Genomic DNA, 25534 nt, shown 5'->3' with positions numbered 1-25534 from the left:
CCCAAAATGATGGCTATAGAGCGACGATCATCTGGAAAATGACACTCGAAGGCTTGATTAGATTTGAAATTGGGATTAATTGGTCTAACCAGAATGAACTAGTGAAACGAGTGGCGGGGTTGTGGAGTCCCGCTGCAAGGGAGGAATATCATGCACCTGTCGACCCACAACTGGATGCGCGCCGAACCGCTCGAAGTCACGCTTCGCCGGATCAAGAAATTCGGCTATGAAAGCATTGAGATTTCGGGCGAGCCGACGCAGTACGACACCAAGGAAACCCGGGCGCTTCTCAAGGAGCATGGCATTCGCTGCTGGGGCGCGGTGACGCTGACACTTGGCGAACGCAACCTGGCCGCCAAGGATGAAGGCCAGCGGGCCCGGACTGTAGATTACGTCAAGAGCGTGCTGACCATGGTCAGCGAACTGGAAGGCGAAGTGATCACACTTGTGCCGGCGACCGTTGGCAAGGTGCAGCCCGACGCCACAGAGGAAGAGGAATGGGCCTGGTTGGTCGATGCGACCAAGGAGTGTTTCGCTCATTCACAGAAGGTTGGCGTCAAGATCGGTATCGAACCCCTCAACCGGTTTGAAACCTACATCTTCAACCGCGCGGCCCAGGCGCTGGCTCTCGCCGATGCGGTGCACCCCGATTGCGGCGTGTGTCTTGATGCCTACCATCTCAATATGGAGGAATCGGACATTTACGATGCCATCCGTCTGGCGGGCAAACGCCTGTTCGACTTCCATGTTGCCGACAACAATCGCTTTGCCGCAGGACTTGGTCATCTCAATTGGCCCAAGATCGTCGAAACGCTGAAAGAGATCGGTTATGACGGCGCACTCACCAACGAGTTTGTAGCACCCGTCGACCGCACGCCTGCTGCGATCTATCCCGACATGGTGGAACGTGATCCGGTCGATATCTCGCCCGAACAGCTGAAATTCATCCAGGACCATGGATCAAGTCTGCTGACCGAAAAATTCTATTCGGACCAGATGCGCATAACGGCAGAAACGCTTTTGCCGCTGATCAAGTAATCCGAAAAGGCGGCCCACCGGGGCGGAATGTTCCGCCGCCGGAGGGGCGAGGGTCCAGTCATGAAAATCAAATCCGTCCATGCGCGGTGGATTCAGATACCGATCGAGCAAGCGCGGCAGCACACAAGCGACTTCGGCACGTTGCGGACGTTTGACGCAGCGATTCTGCGGATCGAGACGGATGACGGTATCGTCGGCTGGGGCGAGGGCAAAAATGCGGCCGGCAGCGCCGGTGACTATGCAACGCTGGTCCGCATTCTCAACGAGGATTTCGGGCCGCGCATCATTGGGCGCGACCCGGCAGACATCTCCTTCATCTGGGAGGATCTCTACAATGGTGTGCGGTCTCAGAAGGCTGCGATGGCAGGCCACGCCATGCCCGAAATGGCCCGCCGTGGCTTGACGGTTTCCGCCATCAGCGCAATCGATATCGCTTTGTGGGACATTCTCGGCAAGGCTGATGGCAAGCCGGTCTGGAAGCTTCTGGGCGGCCGCAAAGCCGACCGGATGCAGGCCTATGCCTCCGGTGGGTGGGCAAGCGCCGACAAGATCGGCGAACAATTGCAATCCTACATCGACACCGGCGGTTTCCGTACGGTCAAAATGCGGGTTGGCGCGATGGATGCATCGCCCCATGCCTCCGCAATGCGCGTCAAGGCAGCGCGCAAGGCGCTCGGACCGGACATTGAATTGGCTGTCGACGCACATGGCACCTACACAGTCGCTGGGGCGAAGCGCTTCGCCCACCTGGTCGCGGATTGCGATCTGGCGTGGTTCGAAGAACCGATCATCGCTGACGACAAGGCGGGTATCGCCGAGGTGCGCGCCTCGATTTCGATCCCGGTTTCAACTGGCGAAAGCGAAGCGACCCGTTACGCCTTCCGAGACCTTGCCGTCATGCGCGCTGCCGATATCTTCCAGCCTGATCCGGCTTTCTGTGGCGGAATTACCGAAGCCATGCGTATCGGCACAATTGCGTCGGCCTTCAATCTACGATTGGCGCCGCATTTATGGGCGGGTGCGCCATGCTTTTTTGCCGGGCTGCACGTCTGTGCGGCGTCACCGGCAAGTTTTACCATTGAGTTTTCCCTTGGCGCCAACCCGATGATACATGATATCGTTGATGAAACAGTCGAAGCGCGCGACGGGATGATCGAGTTTCCCGAAAAACCGGGTCTCGGCTTCACCATGAACGAAGCCATTTTGCAGAAATATGCCAAGCCCATATGAACAATACCGAAAGCGAATTTCTCCCCGCCCTTGTGGCCTATATCGTCAAAACGGCCAGCGCCAATGGAGACAAGGCGCCTTCGGAGCGGGAGCTTGCTGAGCATTTTGCGGTCAGCCGCGGCCAGGTGCGCGAATCGCTGGCCATTCTCGAAGCCTTGCAACTGATCGAGCGGCGTGCCAAATCCGGCATCTATCTGACCATGGATTCAGCCGGGTTGAGCTCGATGGCGCTGCTTGCCCGGGCTGGCGTGCAACTCAAGCCGCGTCAGATTTTTGAAGCTGTCGAATTGCGCAAAATTCACGAAATCAAGGCTGCCGAACTGGCAGCGCAGCGCGCCACCGACGAAAACCTCGAACGGTTGAGTGATATTCTGGATCGGTCGGAAAAGCAGATCGCAGCGGGACTCGGCCTGCATCGGCTTGACGGCGAATTTCATCTCGAGATCGTTCGCGCTACTCAGAACGAGATGTTCTACAAGATTTGTGCGAGCTTTTATGCCGCCAGCGAACAGCGCTTGCCGATTTACTTCGGCAAGACCGAGCGCAACATCAAGTCGCACAACGAGCACAAACAGATTTTCGACGCGCTGTCGCGTCGCGACAGCATCTTGGCGCAGGCCTTGATGAACACACATCTGGGCCGTGCACAGAGCTATTGGACCGAAATTCTCGATCCCAATGGCGAGCAGGCTTCACAAGCCGCGGATTTGCCGCCGGCGCACGTCTGAACACCGCTTTTCGATTCCGGGGAATGTGATGCCTGACATGATTTTCTCCACCCATCCGCTTCATCCCGATGTGACAGCCGAACTGCAGACGCTTGGAAACCTGGTCATCGCCAGCGAACCGTCTCCTTCGGCAATCCTTGGAGAAAGCGCCGGTGCGTCTATCATCGTGGTGCGGGCACCGATCCCGTCCGAGATCTTTGGCCGCGAGAAAGCCTTGAAAGCAGTGGTCAGGCACGGGGCAGGGCTCGACATGATCCCTCTCGACGCGGCCACCGACGCAGGTGTTCTGGTGGCCAATGTGCCCGGCGTGAATGCCGTCACCGTGGCCGAGCATTGCATCTGGTCATCTCTGGCGCTGCTGAGGCGCTATCCGGCTGTAAGCGCTGATCTCAGGTCGGCTGGCTGGGCCGTGGCGCGGGCCCATTCGGATCATGGACGCGAATTGAGCCAACGGACCATCGGCATTGTCGGCATGGGAAATGTTGGAAACGCACTGTTCCGGATCGCGCATGGTGGATTTGGTATGAAGGTTCTGGCCGTTACCAGCAGGCCGGAGGCATTGCCAGCAGGTGCCGAAGCTGCGGATCTGAAGCATGTGCTCTCACACAGCGATGTCGTCGTCCTCGCCTGTCCACTCAATGACAAGACCCGCGGAATCATCGGAGCCGACGAATTGGCGCTGATGCAGCCGGGCGCGATCCTTGTCAATGTTGCCCGCGGTCCGGTGATCGATGAAAAGGCGCTCATTGAGGCGCTTCGATCGGGCCCGATCGGCGGAGCCGTTCTGGATGTATTCGACCGGCAGCCATTGCCCGACGATCATCCTTTCCTGTCGATGCGCAACGTCATCCTGACACCGCACATGGCGGGCATTACCGAAGAAAGCATGCTGCGCATGGGACAGGGCGTGGTGATGGAAACCAGACGAATTCTGGCCGGAAACAAGCCGGTAAATTTGTGCAATCCAGCCGTTTGGGACAATTACGTCAGCCGGTTCGGCTGACGTAGTTTTGCTGCCTTCTGCCAGACGCTCCGGGCTCAGTTCAGGCCGAGATTGCGCCCGGTCGCCGGATCGAAATAAAGCACCTTCTCCGGCTTCCAGCCGAATTTGAGAGTCTCATCAATTTGCACCTTTGTCTGCGCCGACACAGTGGCATGCAGATGAACACCGTCAATATCCAGCGTCAGGATCTTGATCACACCGTGGTTTTCGATGTCAAACACGCGGCCTGATGCGAGACCCTCGGGGTCCAGCAGCACATCCTCTGGCCGGATCCCGAAACGCAGCTTTGCGCCATCTGACCCAGCGGGTGCATTGACCGGCAGACTGAATTTGCCGGCATCCAGGATCGCCGCCGAACCCTTCAGCGTGCCGTCGAGCAGGTTCATCGGTGGTGTCCCGACAGAGCGGGCGACGAATGTGTTGATCGGTTTGGCATAGATTTCTGATGGGGTCCCGACCTGCACGAGTTTGCCCTTGTTGAGCACGCCGATCTTGTCGCCCATCGACATCGCCTCGACCTGATCGTGGGTCACGAATACGAAAGTCGCCCCCAGTTCATTGTGCAGCTTCTTGAGTTCGACCCGCAGGACATCGCGCAAGTTGGCGTCAAGCGCCGACAGTGGCTCATCCATTAGGAATACGCGCGGCTGCCGAACAATTGCACGGCCGATCGAGACCCGCTGCATTTCGCCGCCCGAAAGGCGCTCGACCTTGCGATCCAGCAATCGTGTGATTTGCAGGGTTTCAGCGACACGATCGACGCGTTCCTTGATCTCGGCCGCGGTAAAGTTTTGGGTCCGGGATTTCAACGGGAATTCCAGATTTCCGCGCACGGTCAGGCGTGGATAGAGCGAGTACTGCTGCAGCACCAGCGCGACGTCGCGCTCGGCCGCGTTCCACCTGGTTGCGTCCTGCCCATCGATCATGACCTGGCCCGAATTGGGTGTTTCCAGCCCGGCGATCACCCGCAACGTGGTGGTCTTGCCGGCCCCGGTCTGTCCGAGAAGCACAAAGAACTCGCCATCCTTGATGTCGAGGTCAAGATCACGCAAGGCGCTGTTGGAGCCGAATTTCTTGGTGATGCCTTTCAGCGAAATATCGGCCATCAGTTTGCTCCCCGCAAATTTAGGCCGGTGGCCGTGTCAAAGAAATGCGCTTGTGCGGGATCCAGGTTGACCCAGACACGCTGTCCCTCACCGGAGACAAACCCGCTTGCGGTGCGGGCACGGAACGATGTGTTGCCGACGCGGACATCGACGATATCATGGCTGCCCAATGGCTCGATGTTTGTTGTCTCGGCCTCAATGAAGCCGTTGTGTTTTACATGCTCGAGCAGCACCGCTTCGGGACGAATGCCCAGCGTAAGTGCGGCGCCGGCATTGCGGACTTTGGTCAACGCATCGGCTGGAAAGTGAAAGCCCGATTGAGCGCCATCCAATGCAACCGTGTCATTTTCAATGCGGACGTCGTTGATATTCATCACCGGTGAGCCAACGAATTTGGCAACGAACAAATTGGTGGGATGTAGATAGACTTCATCGGGCGCACCGACCTGCTGCAACACGCCATCGTGCAGAATGACAATGCGGTCGGCGAGGCTCATCGCCTCGATCTGATCATGGGTGACATAGACCGACGTCGATCCACGCGCGATATGCAGACGCTTGATTTCGGCGCGCATCTGCTCGCGCAACTTGGCATCAAGCACGCCCAGCGGCTCATCCATCAACAGCGCCTGTGGGCGCCGGACCAGCGCCCGGCCGATCGCCACACGCTGCATGTCTCCGCCTGATAGCGCAGACGGTTTGCGGTTCAGGTGCTCGGCGATCTGCAGCGTTTCTGCGACCTCGTTGACAGCCTTGTCACGCTCGGCTGCATTCATTCGGACTGCGCGCAGCGGAAAGGCGATATTTTCGCGGACCGTCATGTGCGGGTAGAGCGAGAACGACTGGAACACGAAAGCGATGTCGCGGTCGGCGGCCTTGCGGTCCTGCACCTCGGTGCCGTTGATCAGGATCTGTCCTGAGGTCACGGTTTCGAGGCCGGCAATGGCGCGCAGGGCGGTGGTTTTGCCACCACCGGACTGGCCCAGCATGACGACGAACTCGCCGTCCGCGATAGTCAGGTTCAGGTCCTTGAGCACCTGGTGATGGCCAAAGAACTTCTGCACATTGCGGATATCTATCTGTGCCATCAGTTGGTCCCCGCAATGCCGGAGCCATTCTTGGCAGACGTGTCGTTGAGTTCGAGCATGTCGAGGGATTCGTCGATGAAGCTTTCTTCGGGCTCCGGATCAGGCGCAATTTTCGAGGTGATCATGAAGGTTATAAGTCCGATCAGCGTCAGCGTGACGCCGTATTGGTGCAGGAACAGGCTCCAGGGCTGGCATAGCGAGATGATGCCGAAGATCATCAGGCTTTGTGCCGCGGGGGCGAGGAAGCGTTGGTTGATGCTGCGAAAACTCATTTGCGGATCGCTCCGAAGGACATGCCGCGCAGCAGATGATTGCGCAGAAGGAAGGTGAAAATCGCCACCGGGATCAGGAACAACAGCGTGCCTGACGCGATCACGGTCCAGTCCGGCAGACCGCTGCCGACCTGTGACGGAATATAGGGTGGCGCGGTCTGGGCGTTGCGGTTGGTCATGATCAGGGCGAAAGCATATTCGTTCCAGGCGGTGATGAAACAGAACACTGCCGTGGCCGCCATGCCTGTCAGTGCCTCGGGCAGTACGACCTTGAAGAACGCCTGCATTCTTGTGTAGCCATCGACGAGCGCCGCTTCTTCGTATTCGCGGGGGATTTCGTCAATAAAGCCTTTCATGATCCACACCGAGAAACTCAGATTGAACGCGGTGTATAGGATGATCAGCCCCAGATGGGTGTCGTTGAGGCCTACCACCCGGTACATCAGAAACATGGGGATCGCGACAACAACTGGCGGCAGCATTCGGGTCGACAGGATGAAAAACAGCCAGTCATCCTCGCCCTTCACCTTGAATCGGCTGAACCCGTAGGCCGTCAGTGTTCCCATCGAGACAGCCAGAATGGTCGACACGATCGAGATGATCAGCGAATTGGTAAAACGGTCGCCATAGCCTGATGATCTGACCTCACCGGTCTTGCCGTTTCGAACCACCTTCTCGCCACCGTCGAAGACCATCTGCTCCCACCAGGGGGCCGCGGCATACTCTTCCGCGCTTGGTTGATCGCGCAGTTGCGAGCGCTTGGTGAACAGCTTGACGAATGGCGACACTGTCGGCTGGAACACCACAGTCGGGGGAATCGTGGTCGCCAGGTTGCGCGGTTTGAAAGACGTTGCGGCAATCCAGTAGATTGGGGTCAGCATGATTGCTACGGCAACGAACACTGCGACAATCGCCACGCGGTTCGTCCATTTTTCTTGGGGGGTACGAACGCCGGCCATCTTAGCGCGCCTTCACTTTGTTGAGGTATTTCACATAGATGTTGGTGATTGCGACCACCATGATCAGCACGATATAGGCCAAAGCCGATGACATGCCGGTCTGCCATTCCTGAAATGCCATTTTGTAAAGCCGGATCGCGATCAGTTCTGTTGTCGGCTGTGAAGACAGCACATAGGCCAGATCGAACGTCTTGAAGGCTTCCATGGTCCGGAAAATGATGGCGATCATCAAGATCGGGGCAACCAGGGGCAGGGTGATGCGGAAGAAGGTGTAGAAGCCCGACGCGCGATCGATCTCGGCGGCTTCGTAAAGGTGTTTTGGTACCGCGGACAGCCCGGCCAGCGACAGCAGCATGACGAATGGGGCCCACATCCAGATGTCGACAATGGCGATGGCATAGAGCGCCATGTCCGGATCAGCCAGCCACTCGAATTTGTCCAAGCCAAAAATGTAATTGATAATCCCGAAATTCGGATCGTAGAGCAGCTTCCAGAACAGGCCAACGACGGCCATCGACAGCATCATCGGCAGCAGCAGCAAGGTGGTGATCAGTCCCTTGGCCGGGATCGAGCGGTTGAGCAGCATGGCGAGCCCAAAGCCGACAATCACCTGGCCTGCGACCGAAATCAGCACATATTTCGCGGTGATCGAGAAATTCTTCCAGATAAACGGGTCGCTGAGCAGTTCACGATAATTCTGCAGGCCGACGAATTGCGCCGGCGCATTGGTCGATGCGCGAAAATCGGTGAACGAGTAGGCCAGCGAATAGAGCAGCGGAAAGATGTTGAAGATGATCAGAAACGCAATTGTCGGTATGATGAACAGGTTGCGGATGGTCAGGTCACTCAGCCCCTTCGCGGCAGCGCGCGATTTAGGGTCGAGATTGGTCATGACTTGAGACGCCACTGGAAAGCTTCCTTGCGCTTCGGATTGTAAGGGAATGAAGGGGCGCCGCAGCGCCCCTTGTCGTATCGGTTTGGCCGTTGGGAATTACTTCGTCCGGCCATACTTCTTGAAGGTGGCTTCCCAATCCGATGCCAGAGCATCGAGGGTTTCCTTGGCCGAGCCTTCGTCGCCCACGATGAAGGGGTACAGACGCTGGTTGGCCGATGTCAGCAGCTCCGCAAATTCAGGCACTGCCCAGAAGTCCTTGACCTTGAACATGGTCTGGTAGAACGCCTCATTGTATGGCGTCGCCTTGCGGAATTCATCGGACTTCAACACCGCAGAACTTGCAGTGTAGCCACCAAGTTCGGCCCAGCGCTTCTGGGTTTCGTCCTTGATGAACCACTCCAGGAATTTCATCGCCTCTTCCTGGTTTTCGGAATACTTGACGATGGAAATGCCCTGACCACCGAGAGCCGCGAACTGATCACCATCCGGACCGGCCGGGTTGGCGAAGAAGCCGGTATTGGCTGCGTGCGGATTGGACGACTCGTTCAACAATGCCGGGAAGAAGGCAAAGTAGTTCATCGACATGGCCACGAGGCCTTCGGTGATCGCCTGGTTGTTTTCGACGAAGAAGGTCTTGGCCCAGCCCGGAGGGGTGTAGCTGTAGAGCTTCTTGTAGTTCTCCAGTGCGGCGACAGCCTTGTCGCTGTTGACGTAGCCGTCGACCTCGTAGGTTTCAAAGTTACCCAGATCGGCACCATAGGAGAAGATCGCGTTTTCGACGCCCATCACCATCGCATCGTAGGAATTGTCGGTGTAGATCGCGATGCCATAACGGTTTTCGTCGGGGCGATGGAAGAATTCGGCGATGTCGGTCAACTGTTTCCAGTCAGCCGGAGGGGCCAGATCGTAGCCGTATTTTTCCTTGAAAGCCGCCATTTCGGCCGGATCCTCGAACCAGTCCTTGCGATAGGACCAGCCAACAGCGTCGCCTTCAGCGGGAACAGCCCAATACTTGCCGGAGTTGCCGGGATATTCGGCATAATATTTCACTGTTGCCGGGGCCATGACTTCGCCGAGATTGTGCTCGTTGAAGAAGTCGGTCAGGTCGACATAGTGGCCGCCTTCCGACGCGGCGCCAAGCCATTGGCTGTCACCGACGATCATGTCATAGGCTGAGCCACGTGCGTTGAATTCGGTGAAAGCCTTGGTCTGGAAATCCGACCAGGGGGTTGTTTCCACGGTGACCGTGACGCCGGATTCCGCTTCATATTCGTTGACAAGTTCCTGAAGATAGTTCGCCGGATCCCATTCCGCCCAAAATATCGTGAGTTCCTGCGCATACGCTGAAGTGCTGCTTGCCAAAGCAAGTGCCAGTCCTCCGGCGATGCCGATGAGTCTATTGCGCATTATGATCTCCTCCCATTGATGCACGTTGTCTTCTCAGTAGCCGGCAGGTTCGGATTGCAGGCTGTGTACCGCCAGATCCTGACCGTTGCCGGTATGCTCACTCCTGTGGTTCCGTGGGTGACCCTCCACTGTCACAGTTAGTTTCAAATTGGTATTACCAAAATAACGCCCGGTCAAGCGCTTCCATCTGTTGTGTCTTGTGTGTCGTGCCATTTTATGGGACAGAAAATGGCACTGAATATAGAGAAATCGGTATTTCCTCCGAAAACGTTGTGATATGCCACTCTTGTCCAGAAGGGTAATTTTGTTGTGATTGGTAAGACCAGATCAAATGGCATTCTTGGCTGCGCAGGGTGTTTGCGCCTCGGCGACAGCGGATCGGACGAGGGCGCAAGCGGCCCATTTCGCAACCTCGGAAGATTGCGTGATCGGCAATCCCCAGATGTCCTTGAGGACGGTGTAAACCTCGACGCCGTAGATCAGCGAAAGAGCCTGGGCGAGACGGTCGAATTCCTTGGGTGGCAACGTGGCGCGCAACGGCGACAGTGCGTCGTTGAGCAACTCTATCCTGTGTCCACGCATGAAGCGGGGTTTTTCGCCCTGGGTTCCATCTTGCGCGTGCGCCCATTGTTCCAGAGACATCCTCAAGGCTGCCTTGAAGGTCGCCTCGAACTCGGCAATCCGGGGCAGGGACTTTTCAAACAGGTCGAGAACACGGGCCTCCGCATCATGCGATTGGCCTTTCCACGTCAGGATCGGACCAAGCGCTTCATCAACCACAGCATGGACCAGTGCCACCTCGCTCGGAAAATACCGGTAGGCGGTTGCGCGCGAAACTTCCGCAGCTTCTGCGACTTCACTCACCGATGGGGTCAGTCCCGATTGCATCAGCCGACTGGCGGTTTTCAGCATCAGTTTGCGGGTGCGGGCCCGAGGCCCGCGTTCGGGAAGTATTTCTGTTTCAGTTGACTGGTGTGAGACTTTCATACCAATATGATACGCGGGTCTCAAAAATTGGCAACCATGATTTTGTAATTGGGAGGCAGCGGCGGGCCGGACTGGGTGTGGCGCTGTGAAGGGGAGGACGCTTTGAAATACGTCTATGTAGTAGGCACTGCTGACACCAAGGGCGCTGAACTTGTCTATCTGGCCGATTGCGTCGCCGACGCGGGAGCGCCAGTCAAACGGGTTGATGTCGGTATACGCGAGCGTTCCGTCGCGGTGGACATCACCGCTGAGGAAATCGCTGCCCATCATTCAAATGGAGTGGGCGCTGTGCTGTCCGGTGATGATCGGGGGGCGGCCGTTAGTGGAATGGGCGAGGCCTTTGCTCGTTTTCTTGCTGGCCGCGATGACGTCGCCGGTGTCATCGGTTTCGGCGGCGGTGGCGGAACATCCATCATCACCGCCGGCATGCGCGGTCTGCCTTATGGCGTGCCCAAGATCATGGTGTCGACACTCGCCTCTGGTGATGTGGCCCCTTACGTTGATATTTCCGACATCATCATGATGCCTTCTGTCACCGACCTCGCCGGGCTAAATCAGTTGAGCCGCATGATTTTGCACAACGCCGGCCAAGCCATCGCCGGGATGGTGCGCTCGCCCTATCAGCAGACCGGCGCGCAGCAGTCCATCGGTCTGACGATGTTTGGCGTGACAACGCAAAGTGTCACCGCAACAGTCGAGCATCTCAAAGACAGATATGATTGCATGGTCTTTCACGCCACCGGTGTTGGCGGGCGCACGATGGAAAAACTTGTCGATGACCGGGTTCTCACCGGTGTACTCGACATCACGACCACTGAAGTTTGCGACCTTCTGGTCGGTGGCGTGCTTCCCGCCCTGCCAGAGCGTTTCGACGCGATAGCCCGGACAGGCATTCCCTATGTCGGTTCCGTCGGCGCCCTCGATATGGTCAATTTCTGGGCGCCGGACACTGTGCCCGCAGCTTTCGCAGGCCGGTGCTTCTATCACCACAATACGAATGTCACCCTGATGCGCACGACGCCGGAAGAGTGCCGCCGGATTGGCGAATGGATCGGTCGAAAGCTCAGCGCCTGCAATGGCCCGGTGCGGTTTCTCATTCCCGAAAAAGGTGTTTCCGCTCTCGACATCAAGGGCGGAGCATTCTTCGATCCCGAGGCAGATGCGGCACTGTTTAGTGCAATCGAAACCGCTTTCGAGACCTCCGCCAACCGGCGCATCGAGCGCCTGCCGCTTCACATCAACGACCCGGCCTTTGCAAAAGCCGCCGCCGACACCTTTTTGTCCATCATTTGAAAGAGCCACTCATGCCCGCTATTCCACGCAAGGAAATTCTCAACCGTCTCAACACCATGGTTGCCGAAGGTCGCCCGATTATCGGCGGCGGCGCCGGCACCGGGCTTTCGGCCAAAGCCGAGGAAGCCGGCGGTATTGATCTCATCATCATTTACAATTCAGGCCGCTACCGTATGGCCGGACGTGGCTCTGCGGCGGGGTTGCTCGCCTACGGAAACGCCAACGAGATCGTCAAGGAAATGGCGGTGGAAGTTTTGCCGGTGGTCCGCGACACGCCGGTTCTGGCCGGGGTTAACGGCACTGATCCCTTCGTGCTGATGCCGCAATTTTTGGCCGAACTCAAAGCCATGGGTTTTTCCGGCGTGCAGAATTTCCCGACAATCGGCCTGTTTGACGGAGCGATGCGCCAAAGCTTTGAGGAAACCGGCATGGGCTACGGCCTCGAGGTCGACATGATCAAAGCCGCCCACGAGCTTGACCTGTTGACGACGCCCTATGTCTTCAATGCCGAAGAAGCCGATGCCATGACGCGGGCCGGTGCGGATATCATCGTGGCGCATATGGGCGTCACCACCGGCGGCAGCATTGGTGCGACATCTGCGAAAAGCCTCGACGATTGCGTTGCGCAGATTGACGAGATTGCCGCTGCTGCCCGCGCGGTACGGAAAGACATCATCATCCTGTGCCATGGCGGACCGATTTCGATGCCCGACGATGCCGCCTATGTCCTGGCGCACTGCAACGGTTGTCACGGGTTTTACGGCGCAAGTTCGGCAGAGAGACTGCCGGCCGAAACCGCAATCCGCGATCAGATTCGAAACTTCAAATCGCTGCCTAACCTGAAAGGAACTGGAGCATGAGCGAGACACTTTTTATCTACCCTGAAGCGGTCGACCGTTTTGCCTTTGATTGGGGACATCTGACAGTCACCTGCGGCCCTTCGGTCAACGGAGCCGGCAGGTTTTCGGCAGGTGTCGTGCATGTGCCGCCCGGAAAGGGCCACTCCCGCCACAACCATCCCGGCGCCGAGGAGATCATCTACGTGCTCGAAGGCAACGGCGAACAGATGATTGAAGATACCCAAGGCAATCCGGTCACCGAACAGGTGCGCGCTGGTTGCACGATGTTTGTGCCCGAAAGCCGCTTTCACTCCACCTTGAATACCGGAGACAAACCGATGAAGCTCTTCGTCGTTTACAGTCCAACTGGACCAGAGGAATTGTTGCGTGACCTGCCCGATTTCCGTCTCGTCACTCCGCCCCATGCCTGATTGAAGGAGCAAACCATGATGCACGACATTCAGCCCATGCACGCAGATTCGGTGAGCGACCTGCCATACCGCTTTGAACAGCTTGACGCCGCCATGGAGGCGGCAGGCCTTGATGCCTTCGTGGCCACCTCGAAGCACAATGTCCGCTACCTGCTCGGCGGCTACCAGTTCATCTTTTTCTCTGCCATGGATGCCATTGGCCAGAGCCGTTATCTGCCGGCCTTCGTCTATGTTCGCGGCGATGCCTCCAGAACCGGCTATTTTGCCAACAAGATGGAAATCCATGAACACAAGGTGGCACCATTCTGGGTCCCGGAGTTTCATCCGGAATACTGGGGCTCGGTCGACACCATGCAGGCGGTTGCGGAGCATCTTCAGAAATGCGGCGTTGCCAGCGGCCGGATCGGTTTTGAGGCGGGTTTCATGCCCAAGGACGGGTTTGATGCACTGGCGACAGCCCTGCCGCAGGCAAAGTTCAGTGATGCCAGCATGCTGCTGACCCGTCTGAGGATGATCAAGTCAAAACCGGAACTGGACCTGTTGCGCGAGGCGACGGCGCGGATCAGCGCCTCGATGCAGGCGGCAATTCTGGCTTCAGGCGAGGGGACATCGAAATTCGAGATCATCGAGAAGTTGCGTCAGGAAGAAACTGCACGGGAGCTGACGTTTGAATATTGCCTTCTGACTTTGGGCGACAGCCACATCCGCGCAGGCTCGGACCAGACCTGGAACAAGGGCGAAGTGTTGTCGATTGATTCAGGCGGCAATCTTCACGGCTACATCGGCGATATCTGCAGGATGGGTGTGCTTGGAGAGCCCGATGCGGAACTCAACGACATTCTGGCTGAAGTAGAAGCCGTGCAGCAGGCTGCCTTTGCCCAGATCGCGCCGGGAAAAACCGGGGCCGAGATGATCGCCGCGGGTGAAGCCGAACTCAGGCGCGGACCAAATGCGGCGCATAATGACTTTTTTGCCCACGGCATGGGGCTGATCAGTCACGAAGCGCCGTTCCTGATGACAAATCATCCTGTCGCCTATCAGGGGTCCGATGCGGACACACCGTTTGAGCCTGGAATGGTGCTGTCGGTGGAAACCACAATGGCGCATCCAAGGCGCGGCTACATCAAGCTTGAGGATACAGTCATCCTGACTGAGAATGGATATGAGTTGTTTGGAAGCGACAATCGTGGATGGACCATAGTTAATCCTGAATAGCTGCCTGTCGGTCAGGCCGGAGTAAAAATCGCCGTGGCAGGGTCACATGTATAGGCTGCCACGTGCTGGTTTGCGCTATCGGCAAGTTCCAGCACCGATTTCAGGATGGTTTCAACTTCCGCGTCCGTGGCAAGAAAACTGAAGTTCAGGCGGACAAAGCCTGGCTTCTCGATCTCTCTGCCTGCCAGGATCGCTGAGCGCATTTGCTCTGAGCTGTCATCATCAATATGAAGCACGCGGTGCACATAAGGACCGGCACAGGCGCAGCCGCCGCGTGCCTGAATGCCGTAACAATCCGAAAGCAGGCGTGTCACGAGCTGCTGATGCACATAACCACCTTTGCCATCCCGTAACCGGAATGAAAAAATCGGAAGCCGGTCACACGTGATATTTCCGAGCAATTCGATGTTGGGGTGTAGTCCCCAAGCCTGCATTGCCTTTTGGCAATTTTCCCGGTTGCGACGGGTGATGAATTCTTGACCGATCTCGGCCTTGACCAGAAAGCAAAGTGCAGCGCGCAGATCGCCTATGACGTTTGGGGTTCCTGCCTCTTCGCGGGCTTCGACATTGCCTGAATAATCGTGGGTGGTGGGCGATACAAACCGCACGGTGCCGCCGCCCGGCAGAGTGGGTTTCTCGGAGCGCACCACGTCGTGGCGCAAGATCAGCAGGCCGGATGCCTGGGGCCCACCGACGAACTTGTGCGGAGACAGTACAATAGCATCAATTAATGCGTCAGGCTCGGGGCACATATCAATCGGGAGATATGGCGCAGCGCCTGCATAATCCCAGACCACGATGGCACCAGCCGCTTTGAGAACGCGGCTGACCTCGGTCACATCAGTGGTGATCCCCGAGACGTTCGACGCGGCAGAGAATGCACCGATGATGGGTCGCCCGGCAACACTGGCGAGCGTCTTTTCGAGTGTTGGCATGCAAGGCCCGCTGCATTCGGCTTCAGGCACTTCAATCACCTCGGCACCGCTTTCCCGCCAGGGCAGAATATTCGAATGGTGTTCATAAGGACCGATCAGAACCACCGGTGATTTGCCCTGTGCGACCATTTCGGTCAGCCCTAAAAGATGCACAAGCCGGTTGATACCTGCGGTCGCGCCCGATCCGGCAAAGATCACGGCGTGATCTTTGGACGCGTGACATTCAGCGCGAATGATATCACGCGCCTGACGGCGCAGGCGGGTCATCATGCCGCCGACATAGGACGCTTCAGTGTGGCTATTGGCATAAAACGGTAGCAGCTCGGTCAGTACAAATTCCTCAATCTGGCGCAGCGCACGGCCTGAGGCGACGTAATCAGCATAGATCAACGGCTTCTTGCCCAACGGCCCGTCAATCATCGCGTGATGCCCGATCAGGCCTTCGGTCAGGCTTGCCACAATGTTGTCTTCTCGGATGTTCGAGCGAAAACGGTCAAAAAGACTTACGGCAAGGGGCTTGTTCATCACGACACTCTCATTTGGTTGCGTGGTACAATCTATCTGCTTTGGAGCCAAAAAAATCACTTGAATTTGCGTCATATATAAGAATATTGGGTCATATGATCGAATTAGATAGCATTGACCGCAAAATTCTAACCGTCATGCAGAAGGATGGGGCGCTTTCGCAGCGTGACGTTGCCGCCGCCGTCGGGCTTTCGCAAAATGCGTGCTGGCGACGGACCAAACGCCTGACAGAACTTGGCGTGATCGAAGGGGTTCATGCCCGTCTGAATGCGGATCTGCTTGGCCTGGATCTGACGGTGTTCATGATGATCCGCACCCGCCAGCACAGCGAAAGCTGGATGCGGGAGTTTCGCAAGCATCTCGCCGGTATTCCTGAAATTGTCGACGTGCACAGGATTGGTGGCGATTGGGACTACCTGATCAAGGTCGTGACAACCTCGATGTCGGGATATGACCGGGTCTACAAAAAGCTGACTGCGAAGGTCGATCTGGAAACGGTGACCGGATTGTTCTCGATGGAAACGATCCTGAAAGATCAGCCACTGCATCTGCCTTGAGTCTCATGGACAACCTCAACGAGTTTTTCGGGTGCAGCCTGTGTTTGCGCATCAAGGCTAGCGGCAATTCGTTGATTGCTGCTGAATGGCGTCATTTTCCGGTTAAGGAGATGAGTTGCCATTGGATCATAACCAAACTGAATGGCCCTAGTATGATTTGTCATTTGACGTAATGGCCTCCATTCGTATCTTTGACCAATCCGGTGTCTTGAAGGTGCTCTCCTTTCAGACCTGAAACCCTGAAAATGCCGAGGCTGTCCCATTTTCACGATCCATCGATCCATCGATCCACAGACCAGCATTGCGCTGAACTGCAATGGCGCAGGTCCTGCGGTTTTCCTGCTGCATGGCATCGGCGGGCATCGCGGCCAATGGACCGCACAGGTGGAGGCGCTCTCGATGGAGTTTGCCACCTTTGCATGGGACGCGCGCGGCTACGGGCAAAGCCATGGACCGCAAGTCACGTCGATGCGCGATTTTGCGGAAGACCTTTTGCGCGTTTTTGACAGCCTGGAACTGGACCGGGTGATCGCTGTTGGCCATTCCATGGGCGGACGCATCCTGATGGAAGTCTGCGCGCTCATGCCTGATCGTCTGGGGGCGGTTGTGCTGTCCGGTGCACAGGCCAGTTTTCTGGCGCATCTCGATGCTGCACAGCGCCGTGACTACGTTACCAGCCGCCAATCACTTTTCGTGGACGGCGAGGTTTGGCCGGATGCTGCTCGCCGTGTGGCGCATCAGGTCCTGCCGGCGGACGCGACAGAGGCAATGATCGCGCGACTGGTCTCGGATTTCGAGCGTCTCGACCGCGAGGGCTATCTTGCGGCACTTAACGCTTCTGCTGGATGGGACCGAAGCGATATCCTGAGCGGGTTGAAGATGCCGCTGGCTGTCATGGGCGGGGTGCTGGATACTGTTTGCCCGCCCGCAGAATGCAACCGGATTGCCGGACTGGTGGGGCAGGGCCCCGCAACCATTCTGGATGGCATTGGCCATATGCCGCAGATCGAGGCGCCCGAGACGGTGACGGAATATCTGTCCGGGTTCATCAAGGATCATGCGCATCTGGCGAGCCGGATCGATACACAGGCACTTGCCGGAGACACCGTATGACTGACACTTCCCTTGCTTCCATGTCCGCAGTCGAAATGGTCCGCGGCTTCACCGCCAAGACGCTGAGCCCGAAAGAAGCTCTTGGCGCGGTGCTGGATCGGCTGGATCAGGTCGAGCCAATGATCAATGCCTTCGCCCATGTGGACCGTGAAGGAGCGATGAAGGCCGCAGACGCAGCCGAGGCGCGCTATCAAAACGGGACGCCGCTGGGTCCGCTGGATGGCGTGCCGGTGTCGGTAAAGGACATGCTCCTTACCAAGGGCATGCCAACCCGCAAGGGATCGCTGACCACCGATCCGGACGCGCCGCAGGATACCGACGCGCCTGCAGTGGCCCGTGCCCGTGCCGCGGGTGCGGTGATCTATGGCAAGTCAACGACGACGGAGTTTGGTGGCAGTCCCTATTCCAGCAGCCCGCTGACCGGAGAGACGCATTCACCCTGGAACCTTTCGTATGGTTGTTCTGGCTCCTCCATGGGGGCGGCTGCGCATCTGGCAGCAGGGGTCGGCACGCTGGCCATCGGCAACGATGCCTCGGGGTCGATCCGGATGCCTGCCAGCTTCGGCGGCGTCTATGGCATCAAGCCAACCTTCGGCATGATCGCCAACTGGCCGCCCAGTTCGGCAGGTATTCTGGGCCACACCGGGCCAATGGGCTGGACGGTCGAGGATACCACGCTGTTGCTGCGGGTGCTGGCCGGGCCGGATGTGCGCGATCCCTATGGACTGCCTCGCCAGGATGCAGTCCTTGCGGCCGATCCGAAAGCCGGCGTGGCAGGTCTGCGCATCGCCTATAGCCCCGGTCTGGGACTGGTGGATCCCGATGCGGATGTGCGGGCCGCCACAGATGCCGCAGCGAGAACCTTTGCCGATATGGGGGCCGAGGTCGAACTGGTGGACCCGGACTTTTCCGGCCTGTTCGAAGCCTACAACTGCCTGCGCATCTGCAATCGTGCAGCCAGCTACCGCGCCAGCGGGGCAGGGAACGCGCGCGAAAAGATGGACGAACTGGTGGCGCGGGTTCTCGATCAGGCCAAGGCTTACAGTGCTGACGATCTGATCGCCGCGATGCGCCACCGCGAAACGCTGGTGTCCCGGATGAAGGCCTTCCATGAAACTTACGATATACTGCTGACGCCCACCGTGGCAGTCGCCCCTTTCCCACTGGGAACCGGGCCGCAGCCGCAGGACGAACACTGGTTCCAGATCGAAGGGCGCATCTGGTCGCCCTATACCTTTGCATTCAACATGACCCATCAGCCTGCCGCATCAATCCCTTGCGGTCTGACCGGATCGGACAGCAACCAGGTTCCGGGGTTGCCCATCGGGCTGCAGATCGTTGCCGCTCCCTTCCGCGACGATCTTGTGCTGCGGGCATCGCAAGCCTTCGAGGCAAGCAGACAGTGGCATCATCCCGTACTGGAACCTGCCGCATGAGGATAGCACTCGCCGGCCTTCAGCATGAGACCAACACATTCGCGCCGGGCCTGACCGAGGCTGAAGATTTTCTCGCGCCCGGCGGCTGGCCGAAGCAAAGCCGCGGCGACGAGATCGAGGCGGCGCTGGCGGGCACTTCGGTTCCCATGGCAGGTGCCTTGCGAGTTCTCAAACATACTGACATCACGGCGGTACCACTGCTGTGGACCATGGCCCTGCCGTCGGGCCGGGTGCGCCATGCAGCCTTCGAGGCGCTGGCTGACGAGATCGCCGGACGGCTGCAGGATCAGCTGCCGGTGGACGGCCTGTTTCTGGAACTCCACGGCGCCATGGCGACAACGGAGGACGACGATGCCGAAGGCGCGCTTCTGGGCAGGCTACGGACTCTGGTGGGCCCAGACCTGCCCATCGTCGTGGCGCTTGATCTGCACACCAACCTGTCTGCGCGCATGGTCGCCGCCGCAGACCAGATGTTTGCCTATCTGACCTATCCTCACATCGACATGGCCGACACGGGTGCGCGCGCAATGAAGCGGTTGCTGGAGTTGGCCAAGGGCGCACCACGTCCAGCCAAGGCGTTCCGGCAGATGGCCTATCTGCTGCCGCTGGTGGCGCAGGGCACCGGCTCGTCTCCCGTCGAAGGGCTTTACCGCGCGGCCGAGGCCCGGACTGATGTCGATACAATGATTACTCTCGGCTTTCCGCTTGCAGATGTGCCGGATGCAGGTCCGGCTCTCGCCATCTATGCCGAAAGTCAGGATGCCGCCGATGCGGCTGCGAACGAGACATTGCAGCAATGGACGCAGGCTGAGCCGCAATTCCATGCCCACCTCTGCACGGCAGCGCAGGGCGTTGAGCAAGCGATGCAGATCGACAAACATCCGGTTGTCATCGCCGACGTTCAGGACAATCCGGGCGGCGGAGGCAGCAATGACACCACCGGTCTGCTGCACGCATTGATCGAGGCGAAAGCCGAGGGCGCACTTCTGGTGCATATCGCTGATGGCGAAGCAGCGAAGGCGGCAGTCGATGCCGGCGTTGATGCGGTTCTGGATATCAGCGTCGGTGGCCGAACCGATCCCGAAAGCGGTGCTCCTGTCCCGGGGCCCTGGCGTGTTGTCGCCGTGGGTGACGGGCAGTTTACCGGTGTCGGACCGATGTATGCAGGCGCCAGCATCGAGATGGGGCCAGTGGCGTTGCTCGAGCAAGCGGGCGTGCGGGTTATCGTGGCGGGAAGGCGCATGCAGGCATCGGAACCTGCGCTGATCCATCATCTCGGCCTCGACCCTGCAGAGCTGCCAATCCTGTGCGTCAAAAGCTCCGTCCATTTTCGCGGTGCCTACGAGAAAATGGCAAGCGAGATCATCCTCGTCGCGGCCCCCGGGCGCGTGACCATGGATCTTGCGTCGCTGAATTATTCCAGCTCCCGGCGAAGGCCGGCGAGCGCATGAACCTGTCAACCAAGACCAACCACAAGGGGAATAAAATGAACCTAATTCAAAAACGAAACCAGCTCATCACGGCAGCTGCCGCGCTTGTGCTTTCTGCGGGCAGTGTGCTGGCAGGTCCTTCCGACAACAGCCTGACCATCGGCATCGGTGAAGAGCCCCCGGGCTTCGACGGCTATATCTCCACCGCGCGCGACGGTGTGATGATGACCCGGCACCTGTTCGACATGCTGGTCTATCGCAATCCGGAAACCTTCAAATACGAACCGCTTCTGGCAACCTCGTGGACCCGTATTGATGACCTGACATGGGAATTCAAGCTGCGCGAAGGGGTCACGTTCCATGACGGGTCTGCCTTCGACGCAGAGGACGTGGTCTGGACCCTGAGCACCTATGCCGATCCCGAAACCGGCGCACGCAGCCAGGCCTCGGTCAACTGGATCGACAAGGTCGAGGCAGTCGATCCCATGACCGTGCGGATCGTGTCCAAGACACCTTTCCCGGCAGCGATGGAGTTCATTGCAGGCTCCCTGCCGATCTACCCTTCCGACTATGCCCAGAAGGTTGGTCTGCAGGAATTTGCTCAGGCTCCCATCGGCACCGGCCCTTACAAATATGTTTCGGGCGACAGCGGCCAGTTCACCCTGGAAGCCTATGACGGCTACTATGCCGACGGCGGCAAGGGCACCCCGGCCATCGAAAAGCTGAACGTGCGGATCATCCCCGATACCGCAACGCGGATCGCCGAAGTCATCGGCGGCAATGTCGACTGGATCTGGAATGTGCCACAGGATCAGGTAGCACAGCTGGGCGGCCTGCCAAATGTCACGGCCGAACTGGGATCGACGATGCGGATCGCAATGATTGGCATGGATGCGGCCAAGCGCGCCAATCCCGACAGCCCGATGGCTGATCTGAAGGTCCGTCAGGCAATCAACCATGCCATCGACCGCGATGCCATCGTTGCCAACCTTGTGGGTGGTGACGGCGAAGTCATCAACGTGCCCTGCTATCCGATGCAGTTCGGCTGCGACACCTCGGCGGCGGTGACCTATGACTACGACCCGGAAAAGGCCAAGGCCCTGCTCGCCGAAGCGGGATATGCGGACGGCTTTAAGGTCAAGATGTCGAGCTACCGTGACCGTTCGCGGGCCGAGGCAGTGCAGAGCTATCTTGCTGCTGTCGGCATCGAGGCCGATCTCGAAATGGTTCAGGCGCGTGCGTCCTTCTCAGCCTGGCGCGAGGGTGACGTGGACATCTGGTATGGTGACTGGGGCTCGTTCTCGATCGCCGACGCCTCCGCATCCCTCGGCAACTTCTTCAACGGCAGCACCAATGATGGTGCGCGCGATCAGGCCGTTATGGACCTGGTTGCCAAGGCCGGAAGCTCGGTGAACGAGGACGACCGGAAAGCTGCCTATTCCGAAGCTATCAAGGAGATCACCGAGAAGGCATACTGGGTGCCGATGCACACAATCGTGATGGGCTATGCCTATACGACGGGGCTTGAGTTCACGCCCAATGTCGACGAACTGCCGCGGTTCTTCCTGGCCTCCTGGGCGAACTGACGGACAACAACTGATCTGCAGGCGGGCACGTCCCGCCTGCAGTGACGACTTTCAACGCCACGCCCACCGTGGCGCCAAGTATGACGGACCAGCTTGATGGCCAGACTGATACTAAGACGCTGTGCGCTGGCCCTTTTCGTGGTCTTTGCTATTTCCATTATCTGCTTTTTGCTGAGCCATGTCGCCGTGGATCCGGCCGCAGGCGTGGCGGGCGACAGCGCGACCGATGAGGACCTGGCAGCGATCCGGGTGCAATACGGTTTCGACCAGCCGTTGATCGTTCAATATGGCGACTATCTGACCGGAGTTTTGCGGGGCGATCTGGGCAATTCCTATCTCTCGGGCGAACCGGTTTCCAAGCTGATCACCGAACGGATACCGGCAACCGCGCTGCTGGCCTTCCTGTCCATAGGCTTTGCCCTTGCGCTGGCGGTGCCGCTTGGCGTGCTGGCGGCCTTGCGCCCGAACTCGTGGCTCGACCGGCTGGCGTTGACCCTGGCAGTGGTGGGGCAGGCGGTGCCGAATTTCTGGGCCGGTCTGCTGTTGATCCTGTTTTTCGGGGTCAAGCTGGGCTGGCTGCCGATATCGGGCTCCGCCACGCTGGCGCATTTCGTGCTGCCTGCAATCACATTGGGATCTTTTGCCATGCCGGCACTGATGCGGCTGATCCGGGCCGGCATGATCGAGGTACTGGAAGCTGATTATATCCGAACCGCCCGTGCCATGGGGCTTTCCAAACGCAAGATCCTGTTCCGTTACGCCCTGCGCAATGCCATCCTGCCGGTGATCTCCCTGACCGCGGTGCAGTTCGGTTTCATGCTGGGCGGGTCGATCATCGTGGAATCGGTCTTTGCGATCCAGGGCGTCGGCTATCTTGCCTGGCAGTCGATGAGCCGCTCGGACATGCCGGTGATACAGGCAATCGTGCTGTTCATTTCACTGGTCTATATCCTGCTCACGCTGTTTGCCGATCTGCTCAACGCAGCACTTGACCCTCGCATCCGGGAGCATGCCTGATGTCAGATCCTGCCACACTTTCAAAGGCACCACGCCCATTTTCGATCTTTCGCCACGGCGGCTTTACAATCGGTGGAGGTGTGCTTCTGCTGCTGGTGCTGATTGCAATCTTCGCGCCGCTGCTGGCTCCTCATGACCCGTTTCTGCAATCGCTGAGCGATCGGCTGAAACCGCCATTCTGGCAGGAGGGTACCAGCCCCGGCCATTGGCTTGGCACTGACCAGCTGGGCCGTGATTACCTCAGCCGTCTGATCTACGGCACGCAGATATCGCTCGTCATCGGTTTCGGGGCTGTGCTTATCTCTGGCTTCATCGGTATTTCGCTTGGGGTCGCGGCAGGATATTTTGGAGGGTGGGTGGACACCTGCATCAATGCCGTGATCACCACGCGGCTGTCGCTGCCCGTGGTTCTGGTGGCGCTGGCTATCGTCGCGGTGGTCGGCGGATCGCTGACCGTTGTCCTGCTGGTCATCGGTCTGCTGCTCTGGGATCAGTTTGCCGTGGTCGCCCGTACTGCCACACAGCAACTGCGCAATGCCGAATATGTCTCTGCCGCTCGCGCGATGGGCACCACGCACATGCATGTCATGGTCCGTGAGATCCTGCCCAATATTCGCGCTTCGCTGATCGTGGTGGCGACGGTCGAGATGGCCAATGCGGTGCTGATCGAAGCAGCGCTGTCCTTTCTCGGTCTCGGGGTGCAGGCACCGTTGCCATCCTGGGGGCTGATGCTGTCTGAAGGCAAGAACTTCATGTTCTTCAATCCTTGGCTTATTACCCTGCCGGGCCTCTGCCTGTTCGTGATGGCGCTCTCCATTAATCTTTTGGGCGACGGATTGCGCGATATTCAGGGGAGCAAGCGATGAGCGCCCTGCTGACGCTACGTAGTCTGACTGTTGCCATTGCAGGCAACGAGATCGTGCACGGCATCGACCTCAACGTGGCGCGGGGTGAAACGCTGGCGCTGGTTGGAGAAAGCGGGTCGGGAAAATCGATGACGGCGATGGCATTGATGGGGATCTCACCCCCCGGTGCTGTGGTGCGGGCCGATGAAATGTCCTTCGAAGGTGGCAAGGCCCCGGCGGTTTTGCGCGGCGACCGGCTGTCGATGGTGTTCCAGGAACCGATGACGGCCCTCAACCCGGTCTTCACCATCGCGGATCAGTTGATGACGGTTTACCGGCAGCACTGTAAGGGCGGGGCCGTTGAGGCCCGCGATCGGGCACTTCACCTGCTCGACCGGGTCGGACTGCCTGACCCCGTCGCGCAGATGCGCAAGTTTCCTCATCAGTTGTCAGGCGGCCAGCGCCAGCGCGTGCTGATTGCCATGGCATTGATGTGCGGTCCGGACCTTCTGATCGCCGACGAGCCAACGACTGCACTTGATGTGACTACGCAGGTCAAGCTGCTTGATCTGCTGGGTGACCTGCAGGCGGAACTTGGGCTGGGCATGCTCTTCATCACCCACGATCTTGGCGTGGTCGAACGCGTTTCTCATCGGGTTGCCGTCATGCAGGAGGGCCGCATCGTCGAAACCGGGAATACGCAACAGGTGCTGCGCGCGCCTGCTCATGCCTATACCCGCAAGCTGATCGACAGCCTGCCAAGGCCCAGGACCCCGGCCCCCCGTGCCACCGCCGCAACCGTGTTGCAGGCGCGCGATGTCGGGCGTACCTACACCAGCAGCAGTTGGGGCAAGACCCGGTCCTTTAAGGCGCTCGATGAGGTCTCGCTTGATCTCGACGAAGGTGAAATCCTTGGCATTGTTGGCGAAAGCGGCTGCGGAAAGAGTACACTTGCCCGTATCCTCATCGGGCTCGACCGCCCCGACACCGGCAGCGTGGAAATCGCCGGCAAGGCTGCGACATCGCTACCACAACGCAGTTTGGCCAAGCTGATCCAGCCGGTGTTTCAGGATCCTTTCGGGTCGCTCAATCCCCGCTGGACCATCGGCAGTATCCTTGAATTGCCCTTGAAATTGCACACCGATCTGGACGCTTCTGCGCGGCGGGCGCGGGTGGCCGATCTGTTGCATTCCGTGGATCTGCCGGCCGCCAGCGCCAAGGTCACACCGCGCGCCTTGTCCGGTGGCCAGCGGCAGCGGGTGGCGATTGCCCGGGCGCTGGCAGTCGAGCCGCGGGTGATCGTCTGCGATGAGCCAACCTCGGCGCTCGATGTTTCTGTTCAGGCGCAGATCCTCGCCTTGCTGCGTGATCTGCGCCGCGACAGGGGACTGTCACTGATCTTCATCAGCCACGATCTGGCGGTGATCGAAAATCTGTGCGACCGGGTCATGGTCATGCACCAGGGCGCGGTGGTTGAAGAGGGCGCGGCAGACCGCATCTTTGCCAACCCCCGCCACCCGCACACACAGGCATTGAAAGACGCGATCCTGCGGGTTGAACCCTTACAGCTAGACGGTCTCGCGACCGGGGAGAATTGAC

24 protein-coding genes are annotated in these 25534 nt (G+C 58.7%); 16 read left to right on the top strand and 8 right to left on the bottom strand.

From position 1 onward, the window contains the following. The first annotated feature begins 150 nt into the window (after positions 1–150). Genes IMCC20628_RS15780 through IMCC20628_RS15765 form a run of 4 tightly spaced genes read left to right on the top strand, consistent with a single transcriptional unit; the run spans position 151 to position 3999 of the window. Positions 151–1038, top strand: coding sequence for a sugar phosphate isomerase/epimerase (locus IMCC20628_RS15780; protein ID WP_047031013.1), 888 nt, complete (start codon positions 151–153; stop codon positions 1036–1038). A 60-nt stretch (positions 1039–1098) separates the two neighbouring features. Beyond that, the gene (locus IMCC20628_RS15775) at positions 1099–2268 is read left to right on the top strand and encodes a mandelate racemase/muconate lactonizing enzyme family protein (RefSeq protein ID WP_047031012.1); all 1170 of its coding nucleotides are present in this window, start codon (positions 1099–1101) and stop codon (positions 2266–2268) included. After that, positions 2265–2996 (top strand): FadR/GntR family transcriptional regulator, encoded by a 732-nt coding sequence (locus IMCC20628_RS15770; protein WP_052766459.1) that lies wholly within the window; start codon positions 2265–2267, stop codon positions 2994–2996. The genes IMCC20628_RS15775 and IMCC20628_RS15770 overlap by 4 nt, the downstream gene beginning before the upstream one ends. 28 nt (positions 2997–3024) lie before the next feature. Further along, positions 3025–3999 (top strand): NAD(P)-dependent oxidoreductase, encoded by a 975-nt coding sequence (locus IMCC20628_RS15765; RefSeq protein WP_245307796.1) that lies wholly within the window; start codon positions 3025–3027, stop codon positions 3997–3999. Positions 4000–4034: 35 nt separating this feature from the next. Here IMCC20628_RS15765 and IMCC20628_RS15760 read toward each other — a convergent pair whose 3' ends face one another. From IMCC20628_RS15760 to IMCC20628_RS15730, 7 genes are all read right to left on the bottom strand, one after another. Then, positions 4035–5105, bottom strand: a complete 1071-nt coding sequence (locus IMCC20628_RS15760; protein ID WP_047031011.1) for an ABC transporter ATP-binding protein — start codon at positions 5103–5105, stop codon at positions 4035–4037. After that, entirely contained in the window at positions 5105–6193 is a 1089-nt protein-coding gene (locus IMCC20628_RS15755; RefSeq protein WP_047031010.1) for an ABC transporter ATP-binding protein, read from the bottom strand. Before IMCC20628_RS15755 ends, IMCC20628_RS15760 begins: the two co-directional genes overlap by 1 nt. Continuing rightward, positions 6193–6465 carry a hypothetical protein gene (locus IMCC20628_RS15750; RefSeq protein WP_082128167.1) on the bottom strand — a complete coding sequence of 91 codons (273 nt, stop codon included), beginning with the start codon at positions 6463–6465 and terminating at the stop codon, positions 6193–6195. The genes IMCC20628_RS15755 and IMCC20628_RS15750 overlap by 1 nt, the downstream gene beginning before the upstream one ends. Further along, a complete protein-coding gene (locus tag IMCC20628_RS15745) occupies positions 6462–7424 on the bottom strand; it encodes a carbohydrate ABC transporter permease (protein WP_047031009.1) in 963 nt (320 codons plus the stop codon). Before IMCC20628_RS15745 ends, IMCC20628_RS15750 begins: the two co-directional genes overlap by 4 nt. Position 7425: 1 nt before the next feature. Next, the gene (locus IMCC20628_RS15740) at positions 7426–8331 is read right to left on the bottom strand and encodes a sugar ABC transporter permease (protein ID WP_047031008.1); all 906 of its coding nucleotides are present in this window, start codon (positions 8329–8331) and stop codon (positions 7426–7428) included. 84 nt (positions 8332–8415) lie between these two features. Then, the gene (locus tag IMCC20628_RS15735) at positions 8416–9726 is read right to left on the bottom strand and encodes an extracellular solute-binding protein (protein ID WP_047031007.1); all 1311 of its coding nucleotides are present in this window, start codon (positions 9724–9726) and stop codon (positions 8416–8418) included. A gap of 327 nt (positions 9727–10053) precedes the next feature. After that, complete coding sequence (locus tag IMCC20628_RS15730) at positions 10054–10713, bottom strand: TetR/AcrR family transcriptional regulator (RefSeq protein ID WP_047031006.1); 660 nt, start codon at positions 10711–10713, stop codon at positions 10054–10056. Positions 10714–10815: 102 nt separating this feature from the next. Here IMCC20628_RS15730 and IMCC20628_RS15725 point away from each other — a divergent pair, with 102 nt between their 5' ends. The 4 genes from IMCC20628_RS15725 to IMCC20628_RS15710 are packed head-to-tail and all read left to right on the top strand — an operon-like array spanning position 10816 to position 14491. Further along, positions 10816–12006, top strand: coding sequence for a Tm-1-like ATP-binding domain-containing protein (locus IMCC20628_RS15725; protein ID WP_047031005.1), 1191 nt, complete (start codon positions 10816–10818; stop codon positions 12004–12006). 11 nt (positions 12007–12017) lie between these two features. Then, positions 12018–12866, top strand: a complete 849-nt coding sequence (locus IMCC20628_RS15720; RefSeq protein WP_047031004.1) for a phosphoenolpyruvate hydrolase family protein — start codon at positions 12018–12020, stop codon at positions 12864–12866. Continuing rightward, the gene (locus tag IMCC20628_RS15715) at positions 12863–13276 is read left to right on the top strand and encodes a cupin domain-containing protein (protein ID WP_047031003.1); all 414 of its coding nucleotides are present in this window, start codon (positions 12863–12865) and stop codon (positions 13274–13276) included. The genes IMCC20628_RS15720 and IMCC20628_RS15715 overlap by 4 nt, the downstream gene beginning before the upstream one ends. Positions 13277–13294: 18 nt before the next feature. Continuing rightward, the gene (locus tag IMCC20628_RS15710; protein ID WP_047032643.1) at positions 13295–14491 is read left to right on the top strand and encodes a Xaa-Pro peptidase family protein; all 1197 of its coding nucleotides are present in this window, start codon (positions 13295–13297) and stop codon (positions 14489–14491) included. An 11-nt stretch (positions 14492–14502) separates the two neighbouring features. Here the strand turns inward: IMCC20628_RS15710 and IMCC20628_RS15705 are convergent, their stop codons facing one another. Continuing rightward, a complete protein-coding gene (locus tag IMCC20628_RS15705; RefSeq protein WP_047031002.1) occupies positions 14503–15951 on the bottom strand; it encodes an aminotransferase class V-fold PLP-dependent enzyme in 1449 nt (482 codons plus the stop codon). A 95-nt stretch (positions 15952–16046) separates the two neighbouring features. Between IMCC20628_RS15705 and IMCC20628_RS15700 the strand changes: the two genes are divergently transcribed. The 8 genes from IMCC20628_RS15700 to IMCC20628_RS15665 all read left to right on the top strand — a co-directional run bounded on the left by IMCC20628_RS15700 (position 16047) and on the right by IMCC20628_RS15665 (position 25533). Then, positions 16047–16508 (top strand): Lrp/AsnC family transcriptional regulator, encoded by a 462-nt coding sequence (locus tag IMCC20628_RS15700; protein WP_082128166.1) that lies wholly within the window; start codon positions 16047–16049, stop codon positions 16506–16508. Between the two features lie 261 nt (positions 16509–16769). After that, positions 16770–17621, top strand: a complete 852-nt coding sequence (locus IMCC20628_RS24310) for an alpha/beta hydrolase (protein WP_082128165.1) — start codon at positions 16770–16772, stop codon at positions 17619–17621. After that, positions 17618–19057 carry an amidase family protein gene (locus tag IMCC20628_RS15690; RefSeq protein ID WP_047031001.1) on the top strand — a complete coding sequence of 480 codons (1440 nt, stop codon included), beginning with the start codon at positions 17618–17620 and terminating at the stop codon, positions 19055–19057. Before IMCC20628_RS24310 ends, IMCC20628_RS15690 begins: the two co-directional genes overlap by 4 nt. Next, a complete protein-coding gene (locus IMCC20628_RS15685) occupies positions 19054–20508 on the top strand; it encodes a M81 family metallopeptidase (protein WP_047031000.1) in 1455 nt (484 codons plus the stop codon). Before IMCC20628_RS15690 ends, IMCC20628_RS15685 begins: the two co-directional genes overlap by 4 nt. 35 nt (positions 20509–20543) lie before the next feature. Further along, complete coding sequence (locus tag IMCC20628_RS15680; RefSeq protein ID WP_047032640.1) at positions 20544–22073, top strand: ABC transporter substrate-binding protein; 1530 nt, start codon at positions 20544–20546, stop codon at positions 22071–22073. Positions 22074–22169: 96 nt separating this feature from the next. Then, the gene (locus tag IMCC20628_RS15675) at positions 22170–23090 is read left to right on the top strand and encodes an ABC transporter permease (protein ID WP_047030999.1); all 921 of its coding nucleotides are present in this window, start codon (positions 22170–22172) and stop codon (positions 23088–23090) included. Beyond that, complete coding sequence (locus tag IMCC20628_RS15670; RefSeq protein WP_047030998.1) at positions 23090–23956, top strand: ABC transporter permease; 867 nt, start codon at positions 23090–23092, stop codon at positions 23954–23956. The genes IMCC20628_RS15675 and IMCC20628_RS15670 overlap by 1 nt, the downstream gene beginning before the upstream one ends. After that, a complete protein-coding gene (locus IMCC20628_RS15665) occupies positions 23953–25533 on the top strand; it encodes an ABC transporter ATP-binding protein (RefSeq protein WP_047030997.1) in 1581 nt (526 codons plus the stop codon). Before IMCC20628_RS15670 ends, IMCC20628_RS15665 begins: the two co-directional genes overlap by 4 nt. The last annotated feature ends 1 nt before the right edge of the window (position 25534 follow it).

The organism is Hoeflea sp. IMCC20628, assembly GCF_001011155.1.
Lineage (GTDB): Bacteria > Pseudomonadota > Alphaproteobacteria > Rhizobiales > Rhizobiaceae > Hoeflea.
This window is presented reverse-complemented; position numbering and strand designations above follow the sequence as displayed.